Below are 21,103 nucleotides of genomic sequence, written 5' to 3' on the forward strand. Positions count from 1 at the left end.
TCGGGCAGCGCTTCCGCGGAAAGACTGCCACCCCACCTCGGTTCGCATGCCGCTTCGCTTCATGCGAACCGATCCTCCCCCTCCAGGGGAGGATCGGTACCTTTGACGTGGCTGCGATCCGGTCTACTCTCTGGACAAGAAAAATCGGGAGGCACGATGACCGGCGCCATCAAACCGTTCCGCATCGCCATCAGCGACGACATTCTCTCCGATCTCAAGTCGCGTCTCACCCGCACGCGTTGGCCGGAGGCGGAGCTGGTCGACGACTGGAGCCAGGGCGCACCGCTGAAGTGGATCCGGGAGGTCTGTGCCTACTGGGCGAGCGAATATGACTGGCGCGCCCGCGAGGCAAAGCTCAACCGCTTCGCGCAGCTCACCACCGAGATCGACGGGCTCGACATCCACTTTATTCATGCGCGTTCGAAAGAACCAAGCGCGCTGCCGCTGATCATCACCCATGGCTGGCCGGGCTCGATCGTCGAATTCCAGAAGGTGATCGCGCCGCTCACCGATCCCGTCGCGCATGGCGGCAATCCTGCGGATGCGTTTCACGTGATCTGTCCTTCGCTGCCCGGCTTCGGCTTCTCCGCCAAGCCGAAGGCGACCGGCTGGGGCGTCGATCGCATCGCCGCGACCTGGGCGAAGCTGATGGAGCGGCTGGGCTATGCGCGCTATGGCGCGCAAGGCGGCGATTGGGGCTCGGCGGTGACGGCCTCGCTCGGTTCGCAGGATGGGGCGCACTGCGCCGGCATTCACATCACGCTGTCCTTCAACTCGCCGCCGCGCATGGAGGGCGAGCCGACGCCGGAGGAGAAGCGGGCACTCGCCGGCCTCAAGCATTACGTCGATTTCGACTCCGGCTATTCCAAGCAGCAATCGACGCGCCCGCAGACGCTCGGCTATGGCCTCACGGATTCGCCGAGCGGGCAGGCGGCCTGGATTTTGGAAAAGTTCTGGGCCTGGACCGATTGCGACGGGCACCCTGAGAACATCTTCAGCAAGGACGAGCTGCTCGACAACGTCATGCTTTATTGGGTGACGGAGACGGCGACCTCCTCGGCGCGACTCTACTGGGAGAGCTTTGGCAAGCGCCGCACCACGCCTGTCGTCAAGGTGCCGACCGGCGTCGCCGCGTTCCCCAAGGAAATCATCACGCCGGTGCGGAGCTGGATGGAACCGAACTTTCACAACATCACGCATTGGAGCGAGATGGAGAAGGGTGGCCATTTCGCCGCCTTCGAGCAGCCGGAGCTGTTCGTGCGCGATGTCAGGAAATTCTTCCGGACGATGCGGTAACTCTCTAGACTGGGCAACAACGACGAGACCCGGGAAGACGACCAAGCCCATGCTCACCGAAGCCAAGACCTACGACGAGCTCGTCCGCAACTTCCGCTGGGACATCCCGGCGCACTTCAACATGGCGGAAGCGTGCTGCGATCGCCATGCCGACGGCACCGGCCGGCTCGCGCTTGTTTATGTCGACGAGAACGGCGCCCCCACGCGCACCTCCTTCGACGAGGTCGCGGACATGTCGCGCCGCTTTGCCAACGTGCTGAAGGCCGATGGGCTTTCGCGCGGCGACCGCGTCGCGGTGTTCCTGTCGCAATCGCTGGAGCTGCCGATCGCGCATATGGCGGCGTTCCGCTCCGGCCTGGTCTCGATCCCGCTGTTCGCCCTGTTCGGCGAGGACGCGCTGGAATTCCGCCTTTCGAATTCACAGGCGAAGGCAATCATCACGGATGAGGCGGGCTGGGAGAAGCTCACGAAGATCCGCGAGCGGCTGCCCTATTTGCAGGACATCTACATCACGAGCGGCGCCGTCCACGCCGGCGCAAAGCCATTCTGGCCGGCGATCGAAACCGCGTCCGAGGACTTTGCGACCGTCGACACCGCCGCCGATGATCCTGCGCTGATCATCTACACCTCGGGCACGACGGGAAATCCCAAAGGCGCGCTGCATGCGCACCGCGTGGTGCTCGGCCATCTCCCCAATGTCGAGATGTGTCACAACTTCTTACCCAGGCCCGGCGATCTGATGTGGACGCCGGCGGACTGGGCCTGGATCGGCGGCCTCGTCAACGGCCTGCTCGCATTCTGGTATCACGGCATCCCCCTGGTCGGGCATCGCGCGCGCAAATTCGAGCCGCAGGCGGCGATGCAGATGATGGCCGATCTCGGCGTCCGCAACGTCTTCCTGCCGCCAACCGCGCTGAAGCTGATGCGGCAGGCGGGTGTGAAGCACGCGGGCGTCAAGCTCCGCAGCATCTTCACCGGCGGGGAATCGCTCGGCGGCGAGCTGCTCGGCTGGGTGCGCGAGACCTTCGGCATCGACGCCCATGAGGTGTTCGGCCAGACCGAGTGCAATCTCGTGATCGGCAGCAACTCCAACCTGTTTCCAATCCGCCCGGGTTCGATGGGCAAGGCGACGCCGGGCTTCGACGTTCGCATCGTCAACGACAAGGGCGAGGAATTGCCGCGCGGCCAGCGGGGCATCATCGGCGTGCGCCAGCCATGCCCCGTCACCATGCTCGAATATTGGCGCAATCCCGAGGCGACGGCGAAGAAATATGCCGGCGAATTCCTGCTCACCGGCGATCTCGGCGTGCAGGACGAGGATGGCTATTTCTGGTATGTCAGCCGCGAGGACGACGTCATCACCACCGCCGGCTATCGCGTCGGCCCGTCCGAGATCGAGCACACGCTGATGAAGCATCCCTCGGTGGCGATGGCCGCGGTAATCGGCATTCCCGATCCGATCCGCACCGAATCGATCAAGGCCTGGATCGTGCTGCGTCCGGGCTTTACCGGCACCGACGCGCTGGCGCGCGAGATCCAGGAGTTCGTCAAGGTGCAGCTCGCCGCGCATGAATATCCGCGCTTCGTCGAATTCGCCGAGACGCTGCCGATGACGGCGACGGGCAAGGTGCTGCGGCGCGAGCTGCGGGCCAAGGGCTGACTTCTTAAAAGGGCTGACTTCCGACAATGGCCAAGACGTCTCAAGCCGCGGGACTTCACCGCGCTTCGCTCGACAAGTTGCACGATCTCGATGCGGCGCTCGAGCTCATGTATTACGGCTGGCGCGGGATGACGCTGGAAGCGGACGAATATCTTGCGAAGCAGGGCCTGTCGCGTCCGCATCATCGCATCCTCTACGTGGTGGCACGGCGGCCCGATATCGCGATCGGCTCGCTGCTCGAGGTCCTCGGCATTTCCAAGCAGGCCTTGAGCCGGCCGCTCAGTCTGCTGCTGGAGCGCAAGCTGGTGACGTCGAGGCGCTCGCCCGAGCAGCATCGCTCGAAGCTGCTGCGTCTGACGGCCGCCGGGCAGCGCATCGAGCAACGGGCTTCGGACCACGAGCGCAAGGTTTTGCGCGAGGCGTTCGATCGCGTCGGCGCATCGGGGGCGGCGGCATGGATGGCTGTCATGGGGACGATCGCCGACAATAACTGACGGTTCTTAAAGTCAATGTAGTTGACATGAGAAGCGGGCTTTGCCACTGTCCTGGCAACAGGCCGGGGAGGGCCCGTGTCGTCATGAGCGGACAGAATCCATTGAGCGCGCAGAAGATGAATCGCGCGGCCGCCGAGCGCTTCGTCGCGGCATGGTGCGCGAATTGGTGCAAGGTCGAGATCGACGCGGTGGTGGCGCATTTCGCCGAGAATGCGCAGATGCGCAGCCCTCTGGCGCTGACGCTGACCGGTTCTCCTGTCGTCGCCGGCATCGAGAATATCCGCGCCTATTGGCGCAAAGCCTATGGCCACATCGAAAGCGCGGACCTGAAGATCCTGAGCTGGAGCTGGGACGACACCATCGCGCGCCTGACGGTGTGGTGGCAGCTCGGCGACACGCGCGCCAGCGAGTTCATGGATTTTGACGACGCTGGCCGCGTCGTGCGCAGCGAAGCCTTTTACGGAAAATGACCATGCGCCTTTCGGATATCGTCCTGCTCCTCAACACGCTGTGGTTCGGCGGCGCCTTCATCCAGTTCAGCATTGCGCAGGCCAACACGCTGAAGATCTTGCTGCCGCGGGAAGAGCGCAGCAATCCGATCGCGCCGACCCTGGCGGCCAGCGTTGCGTTCCTGGGCGGGAGGAACCTGCCGATCGGGCTGCTGTCGTTCTACCTTCTGGTTGCGCGTCCGCTCTTCTTCCAGCCGGTCGAGGCGCAGCTCACGCTGTTCCTGTTCTTTTCGGCCTGCCATTTCAGCCAGTTCGCCTATAACCTCCCGGTGCTGATGCGTGGCGGACGTGTCGGGGTCGCCTACTGGCCGGTGTTGAAGGGTCCGATGCTCCGGATCTTCGTCATCGACGCGGGCCTGTTCGCGGCCAATCTCGCAGTGGCGCTTCAGCTCGCGATAGCGTCCTGATCTACCGCGACGGATCCGCGAGCGCGGCCCGCAGCATCGCCGCAAGATCCTTTCGCCGGAACGGCTTGGTCAGAATGCGGGCGTCGCCGCCCCCGTCCGGTGTTTTGACGGGAGTCTGGCTGTAGCCCGAGGTGAAGAGCACTTTGAGATCAGGCCGCAGCTCGGTTGCTTGCCTCGCAAGCTCCGGCCCGAATATGCCGCCGGGCATGACGACGTCGGTGAACAGCAGCTGGATGTCTCCGGGCTGGCGCAGCACCTCCAGCGCTGCCGGTCCGTTCGACGTCGCGATGACCCGGTAGCCGAGCGTGCTGAGCTCGTTCTCGACATAGGCCCGCACCATGTCGTCGTCTTCGACGAGGAGAATGGTCTCGTGTCCCGCTTGTGTGACGGTCGCTTCCGCTGGGCGCAGGTCCTCGCCCGGCGGTGTTTCGAGACGGGGAAAGAACAGCCTGACGACACTGCCTCGTCCCGGCTCGGACTGTATCTGCACAAGTCCGCCGGACTGTTGTGCAAATCCGTAGACCATGCTCAGGCCGAGGCCGGTCCCCTTGCCAACCTCCTTGGTCGTGAAGAACGGCTCGAACGCGCGGCTGACCACCTCGGCGCTCATGCCGCTGCCGGTATCGGTCACGGCCACCATCACGTAGTCGCCGGGCCGCGGCTCGCCGTTGACGTCGAGGTCGGATTCACCGAGCGAATTGTTGCGCACCTCGACCGTCAGCTTGCCGCCCTCCGGCATCGCGTCGCGCGCGTTGAGCACGAGGTTGAGCAGGGCCGTCGTCAGCTGGCCGGGATCGACGCTGGCCGGCCATAAATCCCGTTCGAGCGCGAAGCGGCACTCGATGTGCTCGCCCAGTGTCCGACGCAGAAGCTGCTCCATGCCGAGCACTTTCTCGGCGATGTCGATCTCTCTCGGCCGCAGCGGCTGCTTGCGTGCGAAGGCGAGCAGGCTCCGTGTCAGGTCAGAGCCGCGCTCGGCGGCGGTCGCGATGTCGCCGGCGATGCGGTGCAATTCCTTGTTTCCCGCCAGCTGGTCGGCAAGATGCTCGGAGTTGCCGAGAATGACGGTCAGGAGATTGTTGAAGTCATGCGCCACGCCGCCGGTGAGCTGGCCCATGGCTTCCATCTTCTGGGATTGGCTGAGCTTCTGGTTGAGATCCGCGATCGCGGCGCGCTGCCGCTGCAGCGATTCGGCGGTGCCGTTGAGCAGGGTCATCAATCCGCCGAGCTCGCCGCCCGGATGGGGCTCCGGAATGCGCGCGCTGAGATCTCCGCGCCCGAGCCTCTTCGCCATGGTGGCGAGCCGCCCGACCTGGCGGCCGATGCTCACGGTCGTGAGGATCCATAAGCCGGCCAGGAGCAGCAGTAAGGCCACCGCGAGAATCGCCATGTCCTCGTAAAGCCGGCGGTTCGCTGCCGCGACCAGTCCGTCCTTGGAGCGTCCGACCATGATGGTGAGGCCGGCCTTGCGCATCGAGGGCGAGCGGGCAACGCCCCAGATCTGCGTGCGGCCCCCGCGGTCGGTGACTTCCCGAAATGGCTCGCCATCGGGCGCTGCCGCAAAGCGGAACAGATCGGAGCCCGCAATGGTCCCGCCAATGGGCACGCTCCAGCCGCCGCCCTTGGGGGCGACCAGGACCGTACCCTTGGCGTCGACGAACAGGATGTCCTTCTCGGCCAGCAGCCGCTTGTCGTGAAATTCCGCGAATTTGTTCAGGTTGAAGGATGCGAGCAGCACGAATTTCAGCGCGCCCGCCTCCGATCGCACGGGATAGGCGATCTGGAGCACCGATAGCCCGGTGAGGCGGCCGAACACCGGCTCCGCGGCAACGACGCCTTGAAGACCCTTGACCTCTTTGAAATAGCCGCGGTCGTTCAGGTCGAGGGTGCGGTTGGTCCGAAGCGAGTCGCAGAACAGGCTGCCGTCGGGATCGATGGTCAAGATGCCCGTGAACTGCGGATATTCTTCGCGCACTTCCGACAGGAACGCCGAGCACGCCGCCTTGTCGCGCGTGTCGAGGTCGCGGGCCCGGGCGAGCCCATAATGAAGCTGGGCGGTGCCCTGGATCTTCTCGTTCAGATCGCTCGCGATGTCGTCGGCGGATGCGGCCAGATTGGCCAGCGCCGCGTCGATCTCGCTGGCCCGGTTCTGCACAAAACGCAGCCCGACCAGGATCGCGGGCACCAGCATGGCGGCAATGACGAGGATCAGTAACCGGGTACGCAGGCTCATCGGTGGGGCGGTCCGCTCTCAGGCGCATCTGCTCGGAGGTACAATTTGCGGACGATCGTCTGCCCAGTCCATAGCATTGGCGCGAAAATCGCGCCGATGGTGAAGGATTTCGCATCGCGAGCATTGTTACCTCGCCGCTGCTCTTCGCGCCGGCTGGCATCAAGTTGCGCCTGCGCGCGGCGGCGCTAGTATCGCAGCATGCGCGCGACGAAAGATCGCGCCGATGTGTGGAGGGAGCTGATGTCCATCTCCGGCAAGGTCGATCCGGTGGTACGTCGCGTCGCGGCGACCGATATCGCCGAGGCGCTGGTCGAGGGTCTGCGCGATTTCCAGGCGCTACCGTTTTACGGTCTCTGCTTCGGCGCGCTCTACGCCGCCGGCGGCATCGCCATCATGCTGTGCCTCACCGCCTTCGGAATGGTCTATCTCGTCTATCCCCTGGCGGCAGGCTTCGCGTTGATCGGGCCATTCGTGGCGATCGGGCTCTATGAGGTCAGCCGCCGCCGCGAGCGCGGCGAGCCGGTCTCCTTCGGCGCGATCTGGTCGGCCGTGCGCGCGCGCAGCGAGATCGGCTGGATGGCGTTCGTCACGCTGTTCGTGTTCGTGATCTGGATGTATCAGGTGCGGCTCCTGATCGCGCTGCTGCTCGGTCTGCACGCTTCGTTCTCGAGCCTTCAGGAATTCATGACCGTGGTGCTGACCACGAATGAAGGCCTGCTGTTCCTCGGCATCGGCAATGCGGTCGGCGCGGTGCTGTCGCTGATCCTGTTCTCGCTGACCGTGGTGTCGTTTCCGCTGTTGCTCGACCGCGAGGTCGATTTCGTCACGGCGATGGTGACAAGCGTGCGCGCGGTGGTGACGAGCCCGCTGCCGATGATCACATGGGCCGCCGTGATCGTGATGCTGCTGATCGTCTCGGCGCTGCCTTACTTTCTTGGGCTGATCGTGACGTTACCCGTGCTCGGGCATGCGACCTGGCATCTTTATCGGCGGCTGGTGGTGCCGGTGTAGCTAGTCGCTGTCCTTTTGCCCTTGGGCGGTGCCGTAGGGTGGGCAAAGCGACTTGTCCGCCGTAGCTCGAAGAGCGAAGGCGGAAGCGTGCCCACCACCCCTCTCAACCGGGGACAGATGGTGGGCACGGCGCAAGTGCGCCTTTGCCCACCCTACGATGCCGAGTTCGCGGAGACAGACCCCGTCTCGCCCTACGGCGTCTTGATCCCCATCGCCTTCAGGGCATCCAGCATCCGCTGCGGTGGCCCCATCTTCACCGCCAGCGGCTTGCCGGTTTCCAACAGGCTCTTGAGGCTGGACAGGATCGCGGGCCAGCCCGAACGGCCACCGGCGAGGATGTCCTCGCTGAGCGGGCGGTCGTGGCCTTCGCTCATGGTAAGCCGGACCGCATCGCCGGCCTGTTCGATCTCGTAGGTGACGAGAGTCGGCCCGAGCTTCTCGATCAGCTCGGGCCAGTTGACGTTGAAGGTGACCGACAGCTTTCGCGGCGGATCGTAGGCGAGAACCTCGCCGCTGATGTGCAACGCGCCATCGGGCGTGCGCACGGTGAACGCGCCGCCAAGGCGCGGCTCGACCTCCACGGCATTGCCGAAGAAATACTGCTTGCTGAACTGGGCCGAGGTCAGCGCCTCCCACACTTTCTCCGGCGTCGAGGCGATGTAGATGGTGTAGACCGTCAGCGGCTTGAATTGATCGAGGTTCATTTTGCGTCGAATCCCTTGTTGAGCGCCGTGCGGGGAATGGCGAGCACTTTGCCCCTCTCCAGCAGGCTCTTGAGCCCGGACAGGATCGCCGGCCAGCCATTGGAGACGGCGCCGAGATATTTGCCGCCCTCGACGAAGCCGTCATGCAACACGGTCAAACGCACGAGCGCGCCGAACGGTTCGATGGTGAAGACGACGCGTGAGATTGGCTCGCCGCGCAGCTCTTCGAATTTCTGGTGCTTGAAGCTGTAGGACAGGCGGCGCGGCGGATCGGATTCCAGGATTTCGCCGGAATCGGTGACCTCGCCATCGAGCGTAAGCGCAAAGGGCGAGCCGACCTGCCAGTCGGAGCGGACCTCGGCGCCGAACCAGTACTGCCTGGTGAATTCGCTCGACGTCAACGCCTCCCACAGCTTTTCCGGCGTGGTCTCGATATAGGTCACGTAGACGAACTCCGGCTTACTCATCGCGCTTCTCCAACTGGCGTTTCAACTCGCTGAGCGCGGCGAGCTTGCCGCGCTCGAATTTTTTGATCCAGCGTTCGCCGATCTGATGGATCGGCACCGGGTTGAGATAGTGCAGCTTCTCGCGGCCATGCCTGATGGCGGTGACGAGATTGGCCTCTTCCAGGATCGCAATGTGCTTGGTCACGGCCTGCCGCGTCATCGCAAGGCCCTCGCAGAGCTCGTTCAGCGTCTGGCCGTTCTTGGCATGAAGCCTGTCGAGCAGCGACCGTCGTGACGCATCGGCGAGCGCTTTGAAGACCTCATCCATGGTGTCGATAATAGGCAACCAAACGGTTGCATGTCAAGATGGAGTCTTTGGCGCGCGCAGTCGGCCGTGCTAGCCTCGACGCTCAGCCAACGCAGATTGGTTCCGGGAGGATTTTGATGTTCCGTCGCGTTTCACGTGTTGCCGCTCTCGTCCTTTTCGCGTGCAGCACCGCGGCCCAGGCGCAGAAGCAGACCATCGGCGCGCCGCCCGAAGCCTCCAACATGAAGCTCGTCGGGAGCAACGATCTCCAGGCCCGCAGCGCCTATCAGCCGACCATCCATCACCAGGGCGATCGCTGGATCGCCTATATCGGCCATCACGGCGGCACTGATGATGTGCCCGCGCCCGTCAATCCGATGACGGGCAAGGCCGAGCCGAACGGAACCTCGATCGTCGACGTCACCGATCCCGCGCGTCCAAAATATCTGCGGCATCTGCCGGGGCAGGAGGGCAAGTACGAATCCGGCGGCGCGCAGATGGTGCGGGTGTGCGACGGCAAGGCCTTGCCGAGGGGCGATCCCAACGCGGTCTACATGCTCAGGACGTTCGGCGGCGAGGCGCACGAGATCTGGAACGTCACCGATCCCGCGAGCCCCGTGCTCATCACCCGCATCGGCGGCCTGAAGGACACCCACAAGAGCTGGTGGGAATGCGACACCGGTATCGCCTATCTCGTCTCGGGCGCGCCGGACTGGCGCACGCGGCGGATGACGCAGATCTATGATCTCTCCGATCCCGCGCGCCCGCAGAAGATCCGCGATTTCGGTCTGCCCGGTCAGGAGCCCGGTTCGACCGGCGCGGTGCCGACCGAATTGCACGGGCCGATCTCGACCGGGCCCGACGGCAACCGCGTCTATTTCGGCTACGGCACCAACAAGGGCGGCATTTTGCAGATCGTCGATCGCGACAAGCTCTTGAGCGGGGCAAAGGAGCCGACGCCGGACAATCTGCGCTATCCCGAGATTGCGCGCATGCCGATGTCCGCCTTCAACGGCGCGCACACGACGTTTCCGATGCTCGACATGCCCATCGCGGAATTCGCCGAGGACAAGGACGGCAAGACCCGCGACATCGTCATGATCGTGAATGAAGCGATCCTCAACGAATGCGGCGAGGCGCGGCAGATGGTGTGGTTCGCCGACGTCACCACCGAGACGCGGCCGATGATGATCTCGAGCTACACCGTGCCGGAGGCGAGCGGGCGGTTCTGTCAGCGCGGCGGGCGCTTCGGCGCGCATTCCTCCAACGAGAGCATGGCGCCGGTCTACTACAAGAAGATGGCCTTCATTGCCTTCTTCAATGCCGGCGTGCGCGCGCTCGATATCCGCGATCCCTATCATCCCAAGGAGGTCGGCTATTTCATTCCCTCGATCACGGCTGCGACCGACAAGCGCTGCATCCCGATCGAGGGCGGCGAGCGCTGCAAGGTCGCGATCCAGACCAACAATGTCGAGACCGATGATCGCGGCTACATCTACATCGTCGACCGCGCCAATACCGGCCTGCATATCCTGGAGCTGACCGGCCCGGCCCGCAATGTCGCCGGCCTGCCGAAGAACTGATGATGCGGCGCGGACCGATGTCGGCGTCGATGTTGGTACGTCGCTTCCACATTCTCCGCTGTCATTCCCCGCGCAGGCGGGGAATCCAGTATTCCAGAGACGTTGGTGAAGTGCGGAGGCGTCGCGGCGTACTGGATCCCCCGCTTTCGCGGGGGATGACACCGTTGGTTGAGCGCGCACCTTGCGCTCATCTCACTTCCCTCTGCGCCCGTCCCATGCATTAATATGGCCCAACCGCTCCGAGCCGAGTCTCCCCCATGATGTCCATGCAAGCCTATTTCGCCTTCGTCGCCGCCTGCATTGCGCTGGCGCTGCTGCCGGGGCCGATCGTCACCCTCGTCATCGCCAACGGCCTGCGCCACGGCACGCGTGCCGCGCTGACCAACGTGGCCGGTGCGCAGGCCGGCCTTGCCATCGTCATCGGCATCGTCGCGGTCGGCCTGACCTCGCTGATGGCGACCATGGGCTACTGGTTCGACTGGGTGCGCTTTGCCGGCGCCACCTATCTCGTCTGGCTCGGCATCAAGCTGATCTGGGCGCCGGTCGAGGGCGTCGATGTCGACACACCGCCACCGCCGCCGCGCGGCGGCTTCTTCCTGCAGGGTTTCCTGGTGCTGCTGTCGAACCCGAAAGTGCTGGTGTTCTTCGGCGCCTTCATCCCGCAGTTCATGGACATGAACCAGCCGCACTTTCCGCAAGTGGCGCTGCTGGGCGCGACCTTCATGGTCACCGCCGTGGTGACCGATGCGCTCTACGCCATCGCCGCAGGCCGCGCGCGAAAATTTTTCTCGGCCCGCCGCACGCGGATGATGTCGCGCATCTCCGGCGGCTTCATGATCGGCGGCGGCATTTGGCTGGCGCTGACCAGGGCGAAGTGAGGCTTACACCAACAGCTCCACCTTCAGCTCCATCTCGACCTCGGCAAGGATCCTTGCCAGCCGTTCGGCCCATTGCTGCTGGCCGGTGTGGTCGGCGATCAGATCCTGCCGGATCTCGATGCCAGTGTTGACGAGGCCGCGCCCTTCGCCGTGGACGGGGATGGTGTAGTCGGTGAGGTCGCTGACCGCGTAAGGCTCGTTGTCGCCGACAACGAGATCGCCCTCTGCGCGCAGATGTTTCAACAGCAGTTGCGGCAGCACGGTGTCGCGGTTGTAGAGCGCGGCGATGTGCCAGGGCCGCGCGACGCCGGCATAGACGGGCGTGAAGCTGTGCAGCGACGCCAGCACCGTCGGCCGCTTGTCGTGCAGGCGGGCGTCGATCGCGGCATCGATGCGATCATGATAAGGCTCGAAAATCTCGCGCCGCCGTGCCTCCCGCTCCCCATCCGATATCCCTTCGTTGCGCGGGATCGCGGTGGCTTCGGAGATCACGGGGATCGAGCTTGCCGCAGAAGGCGGGCGGTTGCAGTCGATCACGAGCCGCGAATAGCGCTGCGCGATCAGATGCGCATCCAGCAACCTTGCGAGCCGCTCGGCGACGCCGGCAATGCCGATGTCCCAGCCGATGTGCCTGACAAGCTCGCTTTCCGCGATGCCGAGATCGCCGAGCGCGCGCGGCAGCACCCGTCCGTAATGATCCGAGGTGAGCAGAAAGGGCGAAGTCCCTTCGGCATTCACCTCATGCACGGGCAAAATATCGCCCTCGCCGAGCAGTTGATCGGCGGCCTCGGCCGTGTGCAGATCCATCCTGATTGCCTATGAAACGATTACGTGTCTAAACGGAGTAACGATATTGCACCGACGTCGCAACTTTAGAGCAGCATGACCTCCGATCGCCTTTTCGTCTACGGCACCCTGATGCGCGGCTTCGACCATCCGATGGCGCGACTGCTCGCGGGCCACGCCGATTTTGTGGGTGAAGCGACCTGCCGCGGCCGGCTCGTCCTGGTGAAGCATTATCCGGGACTGCTGCTGTCGAATGCTGCCTCCGACATCGTTCATGGCGAGCTCTTCCGGATGCGCGTACCTGACGAGCTCCTGGGCGAGCTCGACATGTACGAGGCCTGCGGCGAAGGTTTTCCCGAGCCGACCGAATATCTGCGCCGGCTGATCGACGTGACGCTGCCTGATGGCACCACGGAGAAGGCCTGGACCTATGTCTACAACTGGCCCCTCACGGGTTTGCCGCTCATCGAGTCCGGGCGGTTCTTGGCGCACTAGTTGTTTTCGAGCATGATCTTCTCGGAAAACCGCTTCGCACTTTTCCGGATCATGCTCTAAGCCGACAGCACTTCCTTCACCACGCGCACGTCGACCTCGCGCTCGACGTAACTCCATTCCTCGGTTTCCCGGAGCATCGCCACCAGCTCCTCGAACAAGGAGGCATGCACGGGGGCGAATTCGAACCAGGTCAGGAAATCGAAGGGCTCGCCGAGGTCGCGGCAATGATAGAGCTGGCGCGCGATCGCGGGCAGGAAACGAAGGCTGCTCGCGATGTGGTGCGACTTGTCCTCGAAGATCTGGCGGCGCTCTTCCTGCGTCAACTCCCACCAGGCCTGCGATTTGCGGATCGGGATCAGCGCCGCGCTGGTTGCTTCCATCCGGCCGAGCCCGGCCTGCACGGCTGTGAGCTGCTGCTTCTCGGGCCGCTCGGTGTAGCGCAAATTGCTGGGGGCGCCGACCAGCCGCCAGGCATTGCGCGAGGGCACCAGCGGCAATGAGACGGCCTCGCTGTCCGTCACCGACAGCGCCGGCATGAAGGGCAGGGGCTCGCCGGTCACGGGCGCGATCGAGACCACGCGCCAGCCCCCGCTGTGTCCGCCCCGAAAGGTCCTGAACATGGGGATATGGAAGCGTGGAACCGGGTTAGGTTCAAGGGGCTCGTCATTTCGGCACTACGGTCCCGTCATCCTGAGGCGCGAGTGGCGCCATGCCATGCATCGCGCCGGGAGCTTGAAGGATGAACGGCCGCGCTGATGCTCAGTACTCGACGCGGTTAGAGCCGGGCCGACGCCCTTCGAGGCTCGCCGAAGAGGCGAGCACCTCAGGGTGACGGATGAAAGCAATCGCTCGTGGCATTGGGCTCGCGCTGATGCGTCCGCGGCGCTGTCAATATTCGCGTGTAGGTATTCGTCTTGGAGACAAATAGCGTATGTGGACAAAGTGGATATGGACGGAACGTATCAAGAACATTAAATGAGCAATTGAAGCAAGGCAACGATTTGCCTTTCTGAGTTGGGCGGCTCCGTGCGGCCACTGACAGAGTTCCATTCCCCCATGCGCTTCACGCCCCAATTCCTCGACGAGCTTCGTGCCCGGCTTTCGGTCTCCGAAGTCGTGGGCAAGCGCGTCAAGCTGAAGAAGGCCGGGCGGGAGTGGAAGGGGCTGTCGCCGTTCCAGCAGGAGAAGACGCCGTCCTTCTACGTCAACGACCAGAAGGGTTTTTACCACGACTTCTCCTCCGGCAAGCACGGCGACATCATCTCCTTCGTGATGGAGACCGACGGCCTGCCGTTCGCGGAGGCCGTCGAGCGGCTCGCCAGCATGGCGGGCCTGGCGCTGCCGGCGGTGACGCCGGATGCGGCGCGGCAGGAGCAGCGCCGCCGCACGCTGCATGACGTCATGGATCTCGCCGCGACCTATTTCGCGGAGACGCTGGCCTCGCGCGTCGGCGCCAAGGCACGCGGCTATCTCGCCGACCGCGGGATCTCGCCGGCGACTCAATTGCAGTTCCGCCTCGGCTATGCCTCGCCCGATCGCTTCGCGCTGAAGGAGCATCTCGGCAAGCTCGGTGTCTCCGTTGACGACATGGTCGAGACCGGCCTGCTGGTGGCCGGCGACGATATTCCCGTTCCCTACGACCGCTTCCGCGATCGCGTGATGTTCCCGATCACCGATCTGCGCGGCCGCGTCATCGCCTTCGGCGGGCGCGCGCTGGAGAAGGACGTTCCGGCCAAATACCTCAATTCGCCGGAGACGCCGCTCTTCCACAAGGGCGACAATCTCTACAATCACCAGACCGCGCGCAAAGCCACCCATGACGGCAGCGCGCTGATCGTGGTCGAAGGTTATGTCGACGTCATCGCCATGGTCACCGCGGGCTTTGCCGGCGCCGTCGCGCCGCTCGGCACCGCGCTCACCGAAAGCCAGCTGGCACTGCTCTGGAAGATGGCGGACGAGCCGATCCTCTGCTTCGACGGCGACCGCGCCGGCCAGAAGGCGGCTTATCGTGCCGCTGATCTCGCGCTGCCATTTCTCGCGCCCGGAAAGAGTCTTCGTTTCGCGCTGTTGCCGGAGGGGCAGGACCCCGACGATCTCGCGCGCTCCGGCGGTCGCGGCGCGATCGAGGAAGTCATCGCGGCGGCGAAGCCGCTTGCCGAGATGATCTGGTCGCGCGAGCTCGAAGGCGGCAATTTCGCCACCCCCGAGCGCCGCGCCGCGCTGGAGGCGCGCGTCAAGGAGCTCTCCAACGGCATCCGCGACGAGGTGGTGCGGCGCTATTACCGCGATGATTTTGCCGAGCGGCTTCGGCGCACTTTCGCGCCTGAGGGTGGCCGCAGCGGCTTTGCCGGCCGGGGCAATCTCCAAGGTAATTCCGGCCGCCAATTCCAGCCCCGGGCTGCGGGAGGCGCGAATCGATTCGGGGGGCAGGGATTCGGGGGAGGCCTCGGCGGCGGGCGCCGGGGCGCGCCCGGCCCCACCCTGTTACCCTCCGGCCCCTACCAGGCGGCGAGCCCGCAGCTGGCGGCAAGCCCGATCATGCGCGGCCAGCGCAGCGCCATCTCCCGCCGGGAGGCCCTGATCCTGCAATGCCTGATCAACCACCCCTGGCTGCTGCACGATCACCTCGAGGAGGTCGCCGCCCTGGAGCTCGCTCATCCCGAGGCCCACAAGCTCAGGGCCGGCATCATCGCCGCCTTTGCCAACGACCACCACCATTCCCCGGACCCCGGCGAGCAGGCCGAAAAGATGCGCGGCGATCTCGCCAAAGGCGGATTTTCGCAAGTCCTTCAACGGGTTGAGAACGGCATCACCACCGCGGCGGTGTGGGGTGCCCGCGAAGGCGCCGCGCCCGACGACGTTCTCGCCACCTGGCATCAGCTGGTTGCCTTGCATCGGCAATGGCATTCACTACTTAGAGAGCTGAAAGACGCCGAGCTGGCCTTGGGGGAGGACCCCAGCGAGGCCAATTTGGCGTGGCTGCGTGACGTCAAGGCCCGGATGGCCGAGGTCGATGGCACCGAAGCCCTGATCGAGGGTTTTGGCGAGCTGTCGGGTCGGTTCCAGAAGAGCGTGTGATGAAAGAATCATGCGGACGGCCGGAGCCGGAACCGCTAAAAGACTCGCCAAATCCAAGGTTTGGCGGCAAAAACAGGGTTAATCGAGGCTTAACGGTCTTGTAGCACTTTGGCCACCAGGCGGCCGCAGGCAGAACAGACGCGTCAGGAATGAATCCGCGCAATTGCTGTTGGCACTACACCTGCATCCGCTGCGACAAAGAGGCTGACGAAGCGTTAGGCATTTCCGGCGAGAGAGAGTTGGGGGTGGCGAGAGATATGTGCGCCGCCCTTTCCGTGTCGAGAGCTGCCGAAGCGAGAGCGTCGGGCAACAGGTTCATGTGAATTCAGGCAGACGCGGCGAGCCGACTGCATTGAAGCGCGTTTAGGAGCAATGGATGGCCACCAAGGCAAAGACGCTGCAGGCGAAGGACAAGGAAAAAGACGACAAGGCAGCGGACGCGCCGGAAAAGGATTCCCAGGACGCGCCCTCGCCGTTGCTTGACCTGTCCGACGCCGCCGTAAAGAAGATGATCAAGCAGGCCAAGAAGCGCGGCTTCGTGACCTTCGATCAGCTCAACGAAGTCTTGCCGTCCGACCAGACCTCGCCCGAACAGATCGAGGACATCATGTCGATGCTCTCCGACATGGGCATCAACGTCACCGAAGCCGACGATAGCGAAGGCGAGGAAGACAAGGACGAGGGCGGCGAGGACGAGACCGACAACGAGCTCGTCGAGGTCACCCAGAAGGCCGTCACCGAGGTCAAGAAGAGCGAGCCGGGCGAACGCACCGACGATCCCGTGCGTATGTATCTGCGCGAGATGGGCACGGTCGAGCTGCTCTCCCGCGAAGGCGAAATCGCCATCGCCAAGCGCATCGAGGCCGGCCGCGAGGCGATGATCGCAGGGCTGTGCGAAAGCCCGCTGACCTTCCAGGCCATCATCATCTGGCGCGACGAGCTCAACGAAGGCAAGATCTTCCTCCGCGACATCATCGATCTCGAAGCCACCTATGCCGGCCCCGACGCCAAGGCCGGGATGAACAATGCGATGATCGCAGGTCCCACCGGCGAGAACGGTGAAGCGCCCGCCGAGGGCGGCCAGGCCGCCGCGACCGGCGCGCCCGCGCATGTCGCCCCGCCCGCCGCGCCGCCGTCGCCGACCCCGTTCCGCGCCGCGCCTGCGCCGGGCGGCACGGAAGCCGGCGAGGAGAAGGATCCGGGCGAGGCTGCGGCCGAGTCCGACATGGACGACGACGAGTTCGAGAACCAGATGTCGCTCGCGGCCATCGAGGCCGAGCTCAAGCCGAAGGTGGTCGAGATCTTCGACAAGATCGCCGACAGCTACAAGAAGCTGCGCAAGCTTCAGGAGCAGGACATCCAGAACCAGCTCCAGAACGAGTCGCTCTCGCCGCACCAGGAGCGCAAGTACAAGAAGCTGAAGGACGAGATCATCGTCGAGGTGAAGTCGCTGCGCCTCAACCAGGCCCGTATCGACTCGCTCGTCGAGCAGCTCTACGACATCAACAAGCGCCTCGTCTCGCATGAGGGCCGCCTGATGCGCCTTGCCGACAGCCACGGCGTCGCGCGCGAGGACTTTTTGCGCAACTACACCGGCTCGGAGCTCGATCCGCGCTGGCTCAATCGCGTCTCGAAGCTCTCGGCCAAGGGCTGGAAGAACTTCGTCCATCACGAGAAGGACCGCATCAAGGATCTGCGTCACGAGGTGCATCAGCTCGCCGCGCTGACCGGCCTCGAGATCGTCGAGTTCCGCAAGATCGTGCACTCCGTGCAGAAGGGCGAGCGCGAGGCACGCCAGGCCAAGAAGGAGATGGTGGAAGCCAACCTCCGTCTCGTGATCTCGATCGCCAAGAAATACACCAACCGCGGCCTGCAATTCCTCGACCTGATCCAGGAAGGCAACATCGGCCTGATGAAGGCGGTCGACAAGTTCGAGTACCGCCGCGGCTACAAGTTCTCGACCTACGCGACGTGGTGGATCCGGCAGGCGATCACCCGCTCGATTGCGGACCAGGCCCGCACCATCCGCATCCCCGTGCACATGATCGAGACGATCAACAAGATCGTGCGCACGAGCCGCCAGATGCTCAACGAGATCGGCCGCGAACCGACCCCGGAAGAGCTCGCCGAGAAGCTCGGCATGCCCTTGGAGAAGGTCCGCAAGGTCCTGAAGATCGCCAAAGAGCCGCTTTCGCTCGAAACGCCCGTCGGTGACGAAGAGGATTCACACCTCGGCGATTTCATCGAGGACAAGAACGCGATCCTGCCGATCGACGCCGCGATCCAGTCCAATCTGCGCGAGACCACCACGCGCGTGCTCGCCTCGCTCACCCCGCGCGAAGAGCGCGTGCTCCGCATGCGCTTCGGCATCGGCATGAACACCGACCACACGCTGGAAGAAGTCGGTCAGCAGTTCTCGGTGACGCGCGAGCGTATTCGTCAGATCGAAGCCAAGGCGCTGCGGAAGCTGAAGCATCCGTCGAGGAGCCGGAAGCTGCGGAGCTTCTTGGATAATTGATCGGGATTGTCATGCCCGGGCCCGACCCGGGCATCCATCGTAACGAAGACGGCGGGCCGAAAAGCCCGCCGTTTTTCTTTGTGCTAGCGCCTGGATTGCGTCGGATAGTAAATTGCGAGGCGGATGCCGTTGGTTTGCTCATTCCATCTCCGTTGCTCTTCCGCTTTTTTCAACCCCGCCAGCTATGCCCGACTATCACCTCACCGTCTGGTACAACACCCGCTGCCCCGTCTGCGACGCCGGCATCGACTGGCAGCGCAACAAGCTGCTGGCGCTGGTGCGCGCGGGTACGGTCGAGTTCAGAGACATCAACGAGCAGCCCGACGCGCTGGCGCACTTTGGTGCTTCGCTCGACGACATCAGGCGGCGCCTGCATGCGACCGATGAAGCGGGGCGGCTCATCGTCGGTGCGGATGTCGCGATTGCGTTGTGGAGGTTGACTCCGGGGGAGGGCTGGCTTGCTGCGCTGTTCGGCAATCGCGTGGCGCTGCCATTCACGCGGTTCGGCTACGACCGGTTTGCCGATCTGCTGTTTGCCTGGAATAAAAGGAGCGGGCGCTGGTGAGCGCCTGCTTATGTCGTCCTACTTCTTCTTCACCCCGACCCGCTCGATCCGCTTGATCTCGAGCGCGGGGCGGCCGCTCTTTTCGGCGATCTCGCGGTCCTGCTCCATGATGAAGGCGCGGGCGGGTTCGTCGCCGTCGAGGCCGCCGAGCAGCTCGCTGGGTACGCGGCGGTTGGAGCGCTGGGAATCGTCTTCATAGAAGACGTTGAAAAAGGCGAATTCGCCTTTGGGATTGGTTCCGGGTTTTTTGGCCATGGCGGCTTGTCGTCGATAGCCGCGTCATAGTCAAATGACTTCGCGCGTCGCCGGGGTCGGTACGGAGCCGTGGGCCCGCTGCGCAAGGGATCCTTGCCTCAATAAACGGCGGGCCGAAGCCCGCCGCTTATTTTTGGTCTTCAGCGTCACCCGGGGCTGGCAGGGTGACAACCTAAAATAGAAGGCTATAGAAGACGCCCTGCGATGGCAAGGCAAATCGTGGCGGCGTTGATGTCGCAGCGAGCGGATCAGATATGCGATGGTCGCGACATCTGGTTTCGATTCACATCGAAGCAATTGTTTAGAGCGTCAAACCAGTTTGTTCATCTTGCCGGCCCTCGCGATGCAACGCGCGTGGCGCGCTGTGTCGGAAGGCGCGCCAGCCTGCACCTCTTCCCGCCTGCGTGCAGACAGTGTGATCTCGATTTGTAAAAGCGGGTTCCATCGCCGCGGCTAATGTCTCAATGCGCGCGCGTGCGCCGCGCCGTCTCCTGCATCGCCAGCCGCGACCCGCGTCCGCCGCCCTTGCCGCTGTGCTCTTTAAGTCCCTGCGCCATGATCGCGCTGCCCATCGCAGCCGAGCCGAAGGTGATGAGGAACGAAGCCACCAGCAGCGCGAGCGCGATGCCGGGCGAGCTGTCGGCGAAGATCAGCTCGCGCAGATGTCCGGGGTTGAGCCAGAGCAGGCCGCCGACGAGGAGCGTCGCGGCGCAGGCGCCGATCGCGAGGTTGATGGCGAGCAGGCGGAACAGGGGAATGCGGAGGAGGGAGCGGGCTGGCCGGTGAGGATGTTGATGGTTGGACATGGTTGATCGCTTCATCCTGGCTCAACGTCGTCGTCGATCGCGCAGCGGTGTGGCGCAAGCAACATTGTCACAGCGCCAGCTCTCTCATCCATCAATCCGGCCGGTCATGGAGGCTTCTCCTTGGCGGCTCCCGTGTATTCGCAATCTAGACAGCAGGGCGTGAGACAGTTTGATGCGGATCAAGCTTGCTGCTTTGACGCTCGCTGCGTTCCCGGGCATGATCCGCGCGCTGCTTCGCAGCTTGAGATTTTTAAGGGGATTGCTCCACATGCTGAGACTGCTTCTCGCCGCCGCGTCCGTCATTTGTCTGGCCGGCGGGGCGCAGGCCGCGCGCTGCGGCGGGGACTTCAACAGTTTCGTCGCCACCATGGCCCAGGAAGCGCAAGCAGCCGGCGTCTCGGCAAGCGTGACCAACGCGGCGCTCAGCGGCGTCACCCCCGATGGCGCGGTGCTTGCCTTCGACCGGCGCCAGCGCCACACCTTCAACAAGAGCTTTGAGCAGTATGTCTCGACCCGCGTCGGCCCCGGCCGCATCAATGGCGGTCGTGCCCTCTTGCAGCGCCACGCCGCGCTGCTCTCGCGCATCGAGCAGCAGTTCGGCGTGCCCCGCTATATCCTGGTCGCGATCTGGGGGCTGGAGAGCGATTTCGGCAAGGGCGACATCGGCAAGATGCCGGTGGTCCGCACGCTGGCAACCCTCGCGCATGATTGCCGCCGCACCGACCTGTTCCAGGGCGAGCTGCTCGCTGCGCTGAAGATCGTGCAGCGCGGCGACCTGCCGCTGCGCGACCTGATTGGCGCCTTCGCCGGCGAGATCGGCCAGACCCAGTTCCTGCCGTCGTCCTACATCAAATACGGCGTCGATTTCGACGGTGACGGCCATGTCGACCTCCGTCACAGCGTCCCCGACGTGCTCGCCTCGACCGCGAATTTGCTCCACACCAGCGGCTTCAAGATGGGCCAGCCCTATGGCGAAGGCACCGCCAATTTCGAGGCGATGCGCGAGTGGAACAGGGCGGTGGTGTATCGCAAGACCATCGGGTATTTCGCCGATCGCCTTGCGGGACAGTGA

At 64.2% G+C, this 21,103-nt stretch carries 21 protein-coding genes; 13 read left to right on the forward strand and 8 right to left on the reverse strand.

Annotated elements, in window-relative coordinates:
* Positions 1-156: 156 nt before the first annotated feature.
* From BM190_RS27265 to BM190_RS27285, 5 genes are all read left to right on the forward strand, one after another.
* Positions 157-1,296, forward strand: a complete 1,140-nt coding sequence (locus BM190_RS27265; RefSeq protein WP_092260614.1) for an epoxide hydrolase family protein — start codon at positions 157-159, stop codon at positions 1,294-1,296.
* Between the two features lie 49 nt (positions 1,297-1,345).
* On the forward strand, positions 1,346-2,956 hold the full coding sequence (locus tag BM190_RS27270; RefSeq protein WP_092260616.1) for an acyl-CoA synthetase: 1,611 nt from the start codon (positions 1,346-1,348) through the stop codon (positions 2,954-2,956).
* A gap of 26 nt (positions 2,957-2,982) precedes the next feature.
* Positions 2,983-3,450, forward strand: a complete 468-nt coding sequence (locus BM190_RS27275) for a MarR family winged helix-turn-helix transcriptional regulator (RefSeq protein WP_092260618.1) — start codon at positions 2,983-2,985, stop codon at positions 3,448-3,450.
* 83 nt (positions 3,451-3,533) lie between these two features.
* Complete coding sequence (locus tag BM190_RS27280) at positions 3,534-3,920, forward strand: nuclear transport factor 2 family protein (protein ID WP_092260620.1); 387 nt, start codon at positions 3,534-3,536, stop codon at positions 3,918-3,920.
* 2 nt (positions 3,921-3,922) lie between these two features.
* Positions 3,923-4,366, forward strand: a complete 444-nt coding sequence (locus BM190_RS27285) for a hypothetical protein (RefSeq protein ID WP_092260623.1) — start codon at positions 3,923-3,925, stop codon at positions 4,364-4,366.
* Position 4,367: 1 nt separating this feature from the next.
* On the opposite strand, the gene BM190_RS27290 is transcribed toward BM190_RS27285, so the two are convergent.
* The gene (locus tag BM190_RS27290; protein ID WP_092260625.1) at positions 4,368-6,599 is read right to left on the reverse strand and encodes an ATP-binding protein; all 2,232 of its coding nucleotides are present in this window, start codon (positions 6,597-6,599) and stop codon (positions 4,368-4,370) included.
* A gap of 240 nt (positions 6,600-6,839) precedes the next feature.
* Between BM190_RS27290 and BM190_RS27295 the strand changes: the two genes are divergently transcribed.
* Positions 6,840-7,610, forward strand: a complete 771-nt coding sequence (locus BM190_RS27295; protein ID WP_026201985.1) for a DUF2189 domain-containing protein — start codon at positions 6,840-6,842, stop codon at positions 7,608-7,610.
* 191 nt (positions 7,611-7,801) lie between these two features.
* Here BM190_RS27295 and BM190_RS27300 read toward each other — a convergent pair whose 3' ends face one another.
* Genes BM190_RS27300 through BM190_RS27310 form a run of 3 tightly spaced genes read right to left on the reverse strand, consistent with a single transcriptional unit; the run spans position 7,802 to position 9,088 of the window.
* On the reverse strand, positions 7,802-8,314 hold the full coding sequence (locus tag BM190_RS27300; RefSeq protein ID WP_092260627.1) for an SRPBCC family protein: 513 nt from the start codon (positions 8,312-8,314) through the stop codon (positions 7,802-7,804).
* A complete protein-coding gene (locus BM190_RS27305) occupies positions 8,311-8,781 on the reverse strand; it encodes an SRPBCC family protein (protein WP_092260629.1) in 471 nt (156 codons plus the stop codon). Before BM190_RS27305 ends, BM190_RS27300 begins: the two co-directional genes overlap by 4 nt.
* Positions 8,774-9,088 carry an ArsR/SmtB family transcription factor gene (locus BM190_RS27310; protein ID WP_092260631.1) on the reverse strand — a complete coding sequence of 105 codons (315 nt, stop codon included), beginning with the start codon at positions 9,086-9,088 and terminating at the stop codon, positions 8,774-8,776. The genes BM190_RS27305 and BM190_RS27310 overlap by 8 nt, the downstream gene beginning before the upstream one ends.
* Before the next feature lie 116 nt (positions 9,089-9,204).
* Here BM190_RS27310 and BM190_RS27315 point away from each other — a divergent pair, with 116 nt between their 5' ends.
* Positions 9,205-10,650, forward strand: coding sequence for an LVIVD repeat-containing protein (locus tag BM190_RS27315; RefSeq protein ID WP_092260633.1), 1,446 nt, complete (start codon positions 9,205-9,207; stop codon positions 10,648-10,650).
* Positions 10,651-10,907: 257 nt separating this feature from the next.
* The gene (locus tag BM190_RS27320; protein WP_177237307.1) at positions 10,908-11,528 is read left to right on the forward strand and encodes a LysE family translocator; all 621 of its coding nucleotides are present in this window, start codon (positions 10,908-10,910) and stop codon (positions 11,526-11,528) included.
* A gap of 3 nt (positions 11,529-11,531) precedes the next feature.
* Here BM190_RS27320 and BM190_RS27325 read toward each other — a convergent pair whose 3' ends face one another.
* On the reverse strand, positions 11,532-12,335 hold the full coding sequence (locus BM190_RS27325) for an N-formylglutamate amidohydrolase (protein ID WP_092260635.1): 804 nt from the start codon (positions 12,333-12,335) through the stop codon (positions 11,532-11,534).
* 75 nt (positions 12,336-12,410) lie between these two features.
* On the opposite strand from BM190_RS27325, the gene BM190_RS27330 reads away from it, so the two are divergent.
* Positions 12,411-12,809, forward strand: a complete 399-nt coding sequence (locus BM190_RS27330; protein WP_092260637.1) for a gamma-glutamylcyclotransferase family protein — start codon at positions 12,411-12,413, stop codon at positions 12,807-12,809.
* A 56-nt stretch (positions 12,810-12,865) separates the two neighbouring features.
* Here BM190_RS27330 and BM190_RS27335 read toward each other — a convergent pair whose 3' ends face one another.
* Positions 12,866-13,429, reverse strand: a complete 564-nt coding sequence (locus BM190_RS27335) for a chlorite dismutase family protein (protein ID WP_092260639.1) — start codon at positions 13,427-13,429, stop codon at positions 12,866-12,868.
* A 436-nt stretch (positions 13,430-13,865) separates the two neighbouring features.
* Between BM190_RS27335 and dnaG the strand changes: the two genes are divergently transcribed.
* The 3 genes from dnaG (at position 13,866) to BM190_RS27350 (ending at position 18,970) form a co-directional block, all read left to right on the forward strand.
* On the forward strand, positions 13,866-15,887 hold the full coding sequence (gene dnaG / locus BM190_RS27340) for a DNA primase (protein WP_092260641.1): 2,022 nt from the start codon (positions 13,866-13,868) through the stop codon (positions 15,885-15,887).
* 376 nt (positions 15,888-16,263) lie between these two features.
* Positions 16,264-18,405, forward strand: a complete 2,142-nt coding sequence (gene rpoD, locus BM190_RS27345) for an RNA polymerase sigma factor RpoD (protein WP_092260643.1) — start codon at positions 16,264-16,266, stop codon at positions 18,403-18,405.
* A 184-nt stretch (positions 18,406-18,589) separates the two neighbouring features.
* Complete coding sequence (locus BM190_RS27350; protein WP_092260645.1) at positions 18,590-18,970, forward strand: thiol-disulfide oxidoreductase DCC family protein; 381 nt, start codon at positions 18,590-18,592, stop codon at positions 18,968-18,970.
* Between the two features lie 18 nt (positions 18,971-18,988).
* Here BM190_RS27350 and BM190_RS27355 read toward each other — a convergent pair whose 3' ends face one another.
* Entirely contained in the window at positions 18,989-19,225 is a 237-nt protein-coding gene (locus BM190_RS27355; RefSeq protein WP_018318231.1) for a hypothetical protein, read from the reverse strand.
* Positions 19,226-19,686: 461 nt separating this feature from the next.
* Positions 19,687-20,031, reverse strand: a complete 345-nt coding sequence (locus BM190_RS27360; RefSeq protein ID WP_092260647.1) for a hypothetical protein — start codon at positions 20,029-20,031, stop codon at positions 19,687-19,689.
* Between the two features lie 268 nt (positions 20,032-20,299).
* Here BM190_RS27360 and BM190_RS27365 point away from each other — a divergent pair, with 268 nt between their 5' ends.
* Positions 20,300-21,103 (forward strand): lytic murein transglycosylase, encoded by an 804-nt coding sequence (locus BM190_RS27365; RefSeq protein ID WP_092260649.1) that lies wholly within the window; start codon positions 20,300-20,302, stop codon positions 21,101-21,103.

The organism is Bradyrhizobium sp. Rc3b, from assembly GCF_900114915.1.
Lineage (GTDB): Bacteria > Pseudomonadota > Alphaproteobacteria > Rhizobiales > Xanthobacteraceae > Bradyrhizobium.

Excerpts from the sequence above, each read along its gene's own strand:
- BM190_RS27265 (WP_092260614.1), top strand. The coding sequence starts at position 157 with ATGACCGGCGCCATCAAACCGTTCCGCATCGCCATCAGCGACGACATT.
- BM190_RS27270 (WP_092260616.1), top strand. The coding sequence starts at position 1,346 with ATGCTCACCGAAGCCAAGACCTACGACGAGCTCGTCCGCAACTTCCGC.
- BM190_RS27275 (WP_092260618.1), top strand. The coding sequence starts at position 2,983 with ATGGCCAAGACGTCTCAAGCCGCGGGACTTCACCGCGCTTCGCTCGAC.
- BM190_RS27280 (WP_092260620.1), top strand. The coding sequence starts at position 3,534 with ATGAGCGGACAGAATCCATTGAGCGCGCAGAAGATGAATCGCGCGGCC.
- BM190_RS27285 (WP_092260623.1), top strand. The coding sequence starts at position 3,923 with ATGCGCCTTTCGGATATCGTCCTGCTCCTCAACACGCTGTGGTTCGGC.
- BM190_RS27290 (WP_092260625.1), bottom strand. The coding sequence starts at position 6,599 with ATGAGCCTGCGTACCCGGTTACTGATCCTCGTCATTGCCGCCATGCTG.
- BM190_RS27295 (WP_026201985.1), top strand. The coding sequence starts at position 6,840 with ATGTCCATCTCCGGCAAGGTCGATCCGGTGGTACGTCGCGTCGCGGCG.
- BM190_RS27300 (WP_092260627.1), bottom strand. The coding sequence starts at position 8,314 with ATGAACCTCGATCAATTCAAGCCGCTGACGGTCTACACCATCTACATC.
- BM190_RS27305 (WP_092260629.1), bottom strand. The coding sequence starts at position 8,781 with ATGAGTAAGCCGGAGTTCGTCTACGTGACCTATATCGAGACCACGCCG.
- BM190_RS27310 (WP_092260631.1), bottom strand. The coding sequence starts at position 9,088 with ATGGATGAGGTCTTCAAAGCGCTCGCCGATGCGTCACGACGGTCGCTG.
- BM190_RS27315 (WP_092260633.1), top strand. The coding sequence starts at position 9,205 with ATGTTCCGTCGCGTTTCACGTGTTGCCGCTCTCGTCCTTTTCGCGTGC.
- BM190_RS27320 (WP_177237307.1), top strand. The coding sequence starts at position 10,908 with ATGATGTCCATGCAAGCCTATTTCGCCTTCGTCGCCGCCTGCATTGCG.
- BM190_RS27325 (WP_092260635.1), bottom strand. The coding sequence starts at position 12,335 with ATGGATCTGCACACGGCCGAGGCCGCCGATCAACTGCTCGGCGAGGGC.
- BM190_RS27330 (WP_092260637.1), top strand. The coding sequence starts at position 12,411 with ATGACCTCCGATCGCCTTTTCGTCTACGGCACCCTGATGCGCGGCTTC.
- BM190_RS27335 (WP_092260639.1), bottom strand. The coding sequence starts at position 13,429 with ATGTTCAGGACCTTTCGGGGCGGACACAGCGGGGGCTGGCGCGTGGTC.
- dnaG (WP_092260641.1), top strand. The coding sequence starts at position 13,866 with ATGCGCTTCACGCCCCAATTCCTCGACGAGCTTCGTGCCCGGCTTTCG.
- rpoD (WP_092260643.1), top strand. The coding sequence starts at position 16,264 with ATGGCCACCAAGGCAAAGACGCTGCAGGCGAAGGACAAGGAAAAAGAC.
- BM190_RS27350 (WP_092260645.1), top strand. The coding sequence starts at position 18,590 with ATGCCCGACTATCACCTCACCGTCTGGTACAACACCCGCTGCCCCGTC.
- BM190_RS27355 (WP_018318231.1), bottom strand. The coding sequence starts at position 19,225 with ATGGCCAAAAAACCCGGAACCAATCCCAAAGGCGAATTCGCCTTTTTC.
- BM190_RS27360 (WP_092260647.1), bottom strand. The coding sequence starts at position 20,031 with ATGTCCAACCATCAACATCCTCACCGGCCAGCCCGCTCCCTCCTCCGC.
- BM190_RS27365 (WP_092260649.1), top strand. The coding sequence starts at position 20,300 with ATGCTGAGACTGCTTCTCGCCGCCGCGTCCGTCATTTGTCTGGCCGGC.